This window comes from Polaromonas sp. (assembly GCF_031411155.1).
GTDB lineage: Bacteria > Pseudomonadota > Gammaproteobacteria > Burkholderiales > Burkholderiaceae_C > Polaromonas.
Window position 1 is genome coordinate 1 of the sequence record NZ_JANOAL010000051.1, and the last position, 7,131, is coordinate 7,131.

Sequence of the window (7,131 nt, forward strand, 5' to 3'; positions counted from 1 at the left end):
CCGCCAGGCCGCCATGCGCTTTCGCCAACACAACCTGGAGCTGTTCGAGCAGATGTACCCGCACCGCAAGGACCGCACCAAGGTCATCGCCGTGGCGACCCAGGGCCGGCTGCAACTGGAAGAACAGATGGCGCAGGAGCGTGAGGAACAGGCCAAGCGTCGCCCGGCGGTTTGGGGCCCGGAAGGACCGACGACTCCCTGAGCAAATGTTTACGTTTAAATGAGGAGTTCTCTTGGTCGCCTACTTTTTATCAATTTAATTGATTAAATTGATTTAATCTGTAAAATCGGTGAAATTTCCCCTCAATTTAATCGGACAAATGGCTCCATGAGTCTGCGTCATGCGGCTCACACTTTCGAGGCTTCACCATGAATCAAGACCACCTCCTGCCATCCGCAGGCCTCAAGCGGGCCGATGCCGCGACGAGCAAGCCCCCGGCACGCGTGCTGGTCGTCGACGACACCGAAGACAACCTGTTCCTGATGACCTCCCTGCTGGAAGACAAGTACCAGCTGCTGCTGGCCTCGTCGGGGAAGGAGGCGCTGGCCATCATCATGTCGCAGGCGCCGCCCGACCTGATCCTGCTGGACATCATGATGCCCGAGATGGACGGCTACGAGGTGCTGCGCCGCATCCGCCAGCACCCCCCCACGGCGGCCATTCCCGTGATCTTCCTCACCGCGCTAAGCACCATAGAGGAAGAGCAGCTCGGCCTCGACCTCGGCGCCGTCGACTACATCACCAAGCCGATCAGCCCGCCGCTGCTGATGGCCCGTGTGCAGTCGCACCTGGAGCGCAGCGGCAACGCCCGGCGTCTGGAAGCCCTGTCCGAGAAGCTGTCGCGTTACCTGGCGCCGCAGGTCTACCAGTCCCTGTTCGACGGTTTGCAGCAGGCCAAAATCCACACCGAACGCAAGAAGCTCACCGTGTTTTTCTCCGACATCAAGGACTTCACAGGGTCTACCGCCAAGTGGCAGCCTGAAGACATTACCCGTCTGCTAAACGGCTATTTCTCGGAAATGTCGCGCATCGCGGCCGAATATGGGGGTACGGTGGACAAGTTCATTGGTGACGCCATGGTGATCTTCTTCGGTGACCCGCATAGCCGCGGGGTGCGGGAGGATGCGCTGCAATGTGTGAAGATGGCCATGGCCATGCAGCGCGGCATGGCGAATCTGCAGAACCTGTGGCGCGACATCGGGCCCAGCAAGACCTTTCGCATCCGCATCGGCATCAACACCGGTTTCTGCGACGTCGGCAACTTCGGCAGCGACCTGCGCATGGACTACACCATCATCGGACCCGAGGTGAACCTCGCGGCCCGGCTGGAACAGGCCGCCGAACCCGGTGGCATCCTGATTTCGGGCGAAACCTATGCGCTGGTGCGGGACGAAATAGAAACCGACCAGTGCGTATCGGTCGATGCCAGGGGCTTCTCCGAGCCGATCACGGCACATGCCGTGCGCGGCCCGGCCGAGGCCGCGGGCGGCATGCACAGGAAGTTCCAGCGGGAACTGCAGGGCATTCGCACGCTGCTCGACCTGGACCGCATGCCCAGCGCGGACCGCGCCGCAGCGGCGCTGGAGCTGCGCGAAATGGCCGACCGGCTCGCCGCCTGAGGGCCTTTGGCCCACCCCTGAAACCGGCCTTGGCACACGTGCTGGATCGCTTCCCCGTGCTGCAGCGGATGCTGGGCCTGCCCTCGCGCATCGAAAAGGAATTGACTACCGCCCACCAGGCCCAGGAACGGCGCATCAAGGAGTTGAGCGCCTCGCTCGCCTTCCTGACCAACACCCTGAATTCTGCCGCCGATGGCGTGCTGGCCATTCACTTTGCCAGCGGCGCCAAGTACGTCAACCCCCGATTCACGGAAATGTGGGGCCAGGCACCGGACGCGCTGATGGCACCGGGCCAGGAAATCGCACTGATGACCCTGCATGCATCGCTGGTCAAAGATGAGGCGCAATTCATCGCCCGCGCTCAGGAACTCTGGACCGCGCTTGACAGCGAGGTGTTTGACGAGATCGAGATGAAGGACGGTCGGCTCTTTGAACGCACCATCACCCCGCGCGAGGCCGGTGGCAAGCGGGTGGGGCTGGTCTTCAACTTTCGTGACGTCACCGAGCGCAGCCGCGCCGACAGGAAAATCCTGTTCAACCGCTTGGTCGTGGAAAACTCCGGGCCACTGTTCTGGCTAGACCCGGTGCAGCGCCGGGTGGTTTACGCCAACCACGCCGCCTGCGAGCAGCTCAGTTACGGCATCGAGGAATTCATCGGCATGGAGATATCGGCCATCGATGTCGACGTGTCGTCCGGGAAAGTGGCCGAACTGAAGTTCGAACTGAACCCCAGCGGAAAACCGAAACACTTCGAGAGCCGCTTCGGTTGCGGCGATGGTCGCCTGATCGATGTCGAGATCAACGTTTTCCTGGCCCAGGACGCAGAACGATCAGTCCATGTGGTGACATTCAAGGACACCACCGAGCAGAAAAATGCCACCGAACAGGCCCAGCGGGAGCAGGCCACCATGCGTTCGCTGATCAACTCCATCCCGGATCCGATCTTCTATAAAGACCCGCAGGGCCGCTACCTGGGCTGCAATGAAGCCTTTGCAGAAGCCATTGACCACCCCGTCGACGAGATCGTGGGCCGCAGCGACCACCAGCTACTTGACAATGACTGGGCCAACACGGTGAGCGCGGTCGACCGGGATGTGCTGGCGCGACAGGAAAAAAGCTCGGGCGAACACTGGATCGACTACAAGGACGGCCGGCGCGAGCTGTTCGAGACCGTCAAGGCCCCGTTCTGGGACCGCGAAGGGCGCCTGCTCGGCATCATGGGCATAGGCCGCAACATCACGCAGCGCAAGAAAACTGAAGACGAAGTTCGCCGCGCCAAGGAAATCGCCGAAGAGTCGACGCAAATGAAGTCTGACTTCCTGGCCAACATGAGCCACGAGATCCGCACACCGATGAACGCAATCATCGGCATGTCGTATCTGGCGCTCAAGACCGAGCTGACGGCGCGCCAGCGCGACTACATCACCAAGGTCCAGAGCTCGGGCCAGCACCTGCTGGGCATCATCAACGACATCCTCGATTTCTCCAAGGTGGAGGCCGGCAAGCTCACGATAGAGCACATCGATTTCGAGATCAACAAGGTGCTGGACAACGTCGCCGACCTGATCACCGAGAAGTGCGGCGCCAAAGGGCTGGAACTGGTGTTCGACATCGCGCCCGATGTGCCGCAGACGCTGGTCGGCGATTCCCTGCGGGTGGGCCAGATCCTGATCAACTACGCCACCAATGCGGTCAAGTACACCGAGCACGGCGAGGTCGTGATCTCGGCGCGCGTCAGCGAGCGCACGGCGGGCGACGTGTTACTGCGCTTCTCGGTGCGCGATACCGGCATCGGCCTGACCGGGGAGCAGATCTCCAGACTCTTTCAGAGCTTTTCCCAGGCTGACAGCTCGACCACGCGCCTATTTGGCGGCACCGGCCTGGGCCTGGCAATCGCCAAAAACCTCTCTAGCCTGATGGGCGGCGAGGTCGGTGTCAGCAGCGTCCATGGCGCGGGCAGCGAGTTCTGGTTCACGGTGCGGCTGGGCATCAGCACGCTGCCCAAGCGCGTCCTGCTACCCAACCCCGACCTGCGCGGACGCCGCGCCCTGGTGGTGGACGATAACGACCACGCCCGCAGCGTGCTCCGGGAGATGCTGGAGGGCATGACCTTCAAGGTCGCTGACGTCGCGTCGGGCGCGGCCGCCGTGGCGGCGGTGCGCGCCGCCGAATCCGGCGGGCAGCCGTTCGACGTGGTCTACCTCGACTGGCGCATGCCGCTCATGGACGGGCTGGAGGCCGCGCGCCGGATTCGCGCCCTGGGCCTCGCCACGGAGCCGGTTCTGGTGATGGTGAGCGCCTACGCCCGCGAAGGGATGATCAAGGAGGCCGAGTCACTGGGCCTGGGCGGCGTGCTGGTCAAGCCGATCAGCCCTTCACTGTTGTTCGACACCACCATGCAAGTGCTGGGCGGGCACCGGCCGGAGGCTCGCCTCAGTGGGCCCGGCGCCGCGGTCGGCATGCACCAGCTTGCACTGGTGCACGGTGCACGCATCCTGCTGGCCGAAGACAACGACATCAACCAGCAGATCGCCTGCGAGTTGCTGGTTGATGCCGGCTTTGTCGTCGAGGTGGCCGAAAACGGCCAGATCGCACTTGAAATGGTGCAGCAGGCGGCCTACGACCTGGTATTGATGGACATGCAGATGCCGGTCATGGACGGCCTCAGCGCCACCGCCGCCATCCGGCGCATTCCCCGCTTGCAGGCGCTGCCGATTGTGGCCATGACGGCCAATGCCAGGGCCGAGGACCGCCGCAACTGCCTGGAGGCCGGCATGAACGACTTTCTGTCCAAACCGATCGACCCGGACGGCCTGTGGAGCATGCTGCTGAAATGGCTACGGCCCCACGCAACGCCCGTCCCCTTGCAGCCCAAAGCGACGCCCTTACCCCCAACCAGCGCCGATCTGCCAGAGGGCATCAGCGGCCTCGACCTGCGCACCGGCCTGGCCCGCATGATGGGCAAAAAGCCGCTTTACCTCAGCATGCTGCGAAAGTATGTGGCGGGGCAGAAGGCCAGCGTCCAGACCATCAGGAGCGCCCTCGATGCCCATGACTGGGCGACGGCGCAACGCGTCGCGCACACCCTCAAGGGCGTGTCGGGCACCATAGGCGCGACCGAGATCCCGGGCCATGCAGACGCCGTCGAACACGCGATCCGGGAGCGCTGCCCTCAGGCCGAGATCGAGCTGGCGCTGGGCGCGCTGGAGCGGCCACTGGCAGCGCTGCTAGGTGAGCTTGAAGCCTGGCTGCCGCCGCTGCCGGAAGCGGCCAGCCCGCTGGCCGCTTGACGCTGCCAGCCTGAAGCAACGCATCCCGCACCGGCCAGCTGGCTGGCACGACCTGGAAGTGTTGATAAAAAGGGCTGCAGCCCTTTTTTTACGGGCGCAAGCAGCTATTATTTTTGTAGCATAAAGAAAACCTTAAGACACCGCAGGCTGAAAAACCCGGAGCGCGGCGCGATCTTGTCGCGGCTCTCGCGCGTCACCATACGCATGTCGTACTCGGTTTGCAGGTTCAGCCAGTAGAGCCGCTCCATGCGGAAATCAGCCCGGACTCAAGGCAGCAGACGCGACTGCCCGTTCTCGAACCACGCAGCATCGAACCCGTCGCGTAGCAATACAACTTTGGTAGCAGCCAAACCAGTCTCGCGGGCGCGATCAAGGTACTTGGCAAGGGTACTGGCATCTTCACTGATCAAATGACTGACAGCCTCGCAGTCACACTGTGCCAGGAGCTTGAAGTCATCCTTGACACGCACTCGGTCATCTTCCGGGTCACGCGCCATACTTCGAATGATCAAGCCACAACTCATGGCGTGATCTACGTTGAATGGCAACACAACGAAGTTACGCAACGGCAAATCGTTGATCGCCTGCTTGACCTGAAACTCCGATATCACAATCGTGGACAGATACATGGGCACTTGCCTGTGCACGCATTCCTTGTAGTACTGAACCGCTGCCGCATGGTGAGCACGCGTGGGATCGCTAAAGGTGATCAGGAAGCTGGTGTCCAGCAGCACGCTGTTCAATGCGTGCCTCCGCGCAGTTCATCGACCCAAGCCGTCGCGTCTGGCACATCCTTCCAGGCATTCGCACCACGGCGGGTCAAGCGCGCCAGCTCATCCTCATCGACCTTGGGCGCGTATTCCACGAACTCGACCAGCCGGGCGTTGCGCAAATCGCGCGTCAGCACGTTGTACTCAGCCTTGATACGCAGCATGGCCACCTTGTAAAGACGGTTCACCGTGTCATCTTTCAATACATCGCGCTCGGCCGTCACCTTCAAGGTGCGCCCGTCAGGTAACTTCACATGCGCATTGGCTTTCGTTGCGCCCCCAAGATCCTGAATCTCGCCACGAATATATCGTTCAACCTGCACCCACTGATCGGCATCATCGGCGTGGTAATCGGACTCTGAATTGATCAAAATAGGACGCTCTAGAAACGGAGCCGTGATGCGGTAAGCCAGTTGACGCGTCTGCCGCGCAGCCTTCTGCCAGCGCTCCATCACTTCGCGCCGTTTGGCATCGACGCTGTCCAGCAACTCGCTGGCAAGCAACGCGCGCAAATCGCTGAACAAGCGGGGAGCCGCCAGCAGCGGCATGGTTTCTATGGCCAACGAACCTTTGCGAATGGCGACCTCTAGCGTTTTGATATCCACTTCCTTGCCGTCACCCCGCAAAAAAGTGGCGACATCGGACGAAAAATCGGACAAATCAGCCAAACGTACCCGCTCGGGACTGGCTTCAAAACCGGCCGAGTGGTCAATTAATGCGACGGTGATGCGCTGAGCTTCCATGGATCAGGTCATTTTAGACAGCATGGGGGATCTGTGCCATGGATTTGGTGTTTTTATATAAAAGTTCCTCTTGCGCTTACTGCACATGCACAAGCAGCTATGTATTTCATAGCAATTAATCGACTCAGACCGGTGACTTACCTGGCTTCGTTTCAGCTTCGGTATGCACCTTGGCGAAAGTCAAAATCACTTCGCGGATGAGCTTGCGCTGGGGCACCGGCAGCTTGAGAAACGCCTCAAAAATATCCCGGTCCTGGTAACCAACGCCGCTGTCCCAGCGGGCGCGCCGCTGCTCCACCTTGCGCTGAATCTCGTCTCCAAAATTCAATTGCTGCGGCGACACCGCCAGCCACTCCGCCAGCACCAGTAATTTTTCGTGCGTAGGCAAGGTTTCGCCGCGCAACCAGCGGCGCACGCCGTGCAAAGTCATCGGTTTACCCCAATAGCGGGTGTTGAACTCGCGCTCCAGCACAGCCGGCTTGGGCTCGAAGCCAGCAGCGTTCATTGCGTCACGTAACCGATCCGCAAACATTTTTTTTGCGTCTTCCATCAAGTTACGTTATCCAGCAAGCCAATCCACCAAGGAACAGCGCTGTATAGTCACGTTTTTAACGTAACTAATGATTACGTTGACTGGTTCTGGTGGCGCAGAGGGAGGTCAACACACACGCCCATGCTCAAGCTGGAAGAAATTCAAAAAAACGCAGC

The 7,131-nt window shown here is 60.9% G+C and carries 6 protein-coding genes and 1 pseudogene; 3 read left to right on the forward strand and 4 right to left on the reverse strand.

What is annotated here, in order from left to right; translation table 11 throughout:
* The 3 genes and pseudogenes from RMO23_RS02780 to RMO23_RS02790 form a co-directional block, all read left to right on the forward strand.
* Positions 1 to 202 (forward strand): annotated as a pseudogene (locus tag RMO23_RS02780) (glutathione-regulated potassium-efflux system protein KefC); the annotation flags it as partial.
* Between the two features lie 167 nt (positions 203 to 369).
* The gene (locus tag RMO23_RS02785) at positions 370 to 1,620 is read left to right on the forward strand and encodes a response regulator (protein ID WP_309678573.1); all 1,251 of its coding nucleotides are present in this window, start codon (positions 370 to 372) and stop codon (positions 1,618 to 1,620) included.
* 38 nt (positions 1,621 to 1,658) lie between these two features.
* Positions 1,659 to 4,910, forward strand: a complete 3,252-nt coding sequence (locus RMO23_RS02790; protein WP_309678577.1) for a response regulator — start codon at positions 1,659 to 1,661, stop codon at positions 4,908 to 4,910.
* Positions 4,911 to 5,017: 107 nt separating this feature from the next.
* Here RMO23_RS02790 and RMO23_RS02795 read toward each other — a convergent pair whose 3' ends face one another.
* From RMO23_RS02795 to RMO23_RS02810, 4 genes are all read right to left on the reverse strand, one after another.
* Positions 5,018 to 5,158 carry a hypothetical protein gene (locus RMO23_RS02795; protein ID WP_309678574.1) on the reverse strand — a complete coding sequence of 47 codons (141 nt, stop codon included), beginning with the start codon at positions 5,156 to 5,158 and terminating at the stop codon, positions 5,018 to 5,020.
* Between the two features lie 18 nt (positions 5,159 to 5,176).
* Positions 5,177 to 5,653: a hypothetical protein gene (locus RMO23_RS02800; RefSeq protein ID WP_309678575.1), complete on the reverse strand. Its 477-nt coding sequence runs from the start codon at positions 5,651 to 5,653 to the stop codon at positions 5,177 to 5,179.
* Positions 5,650 to 6,423 (reverse strand): hypothetical protein, encoded by a 774-nt coding sequence (locus tag RMO23_RS02805; RefSeq protein ID WP_309678576.1) that lies wholly within the window; start codon positions 6,421 to 6,423, stop codon positions 5,650 to 5,652. Before RMO23_RS02805 ends, RMO23_RS02800 begins: the two co-directional genes overlap by 4 nt.
* Before the next feature lie 124 nt (positions 6,424 to 6,547).
* The gene (locus RMO23_RS02810) at positions 6,548 to 6,973 is read right to left on the reverse strand and encodes an XRE family transcriptional regulator (protein WP_309678578.1); all 426 of its coding nucleotides are present in this window, start codon (positions 6,971 to 6,973) and stop codon (positions 6,548 to 6,550) included.
* Between the last annotated feature and the right edge of the window lie 158 nt (positions 6,974 to 7,131).

What these genes read in the sequence shown, in the direction of transcription:
- RMO23_RS02805 (WP_309678576.1), bottom strand. Translation starts at nt 6,423, where the DNA reads ATGGAAGCTCAGCGCATCACCGTCGCATTAATTGACCACTCGGCCGGT.
- RMO23_RS02785 (WP_309678573.1), top strand. Translation starts at nt 370, where the DNA reads ATGAATCAAGACCACCTCCTGCCATCCGCAGGCCTCAAGCGGGCCGAT.
- RMO23_RS02795 (WP_309678574.1), bottom strand. Translation starts at nt 5,158, where the DNA reads ATGGAGCGGCTCTACTGGCTGAACCTGCAAACCGAGTACGACATGCGT.
- RMO23_RS02810 (WP_309678578.1), bottom strand. Translation starts at nt 6,973, where the DNA reads ATGGAAGACGCAAAAAAAATGTTTGCGGATCGGTTACGTGACGCAATG.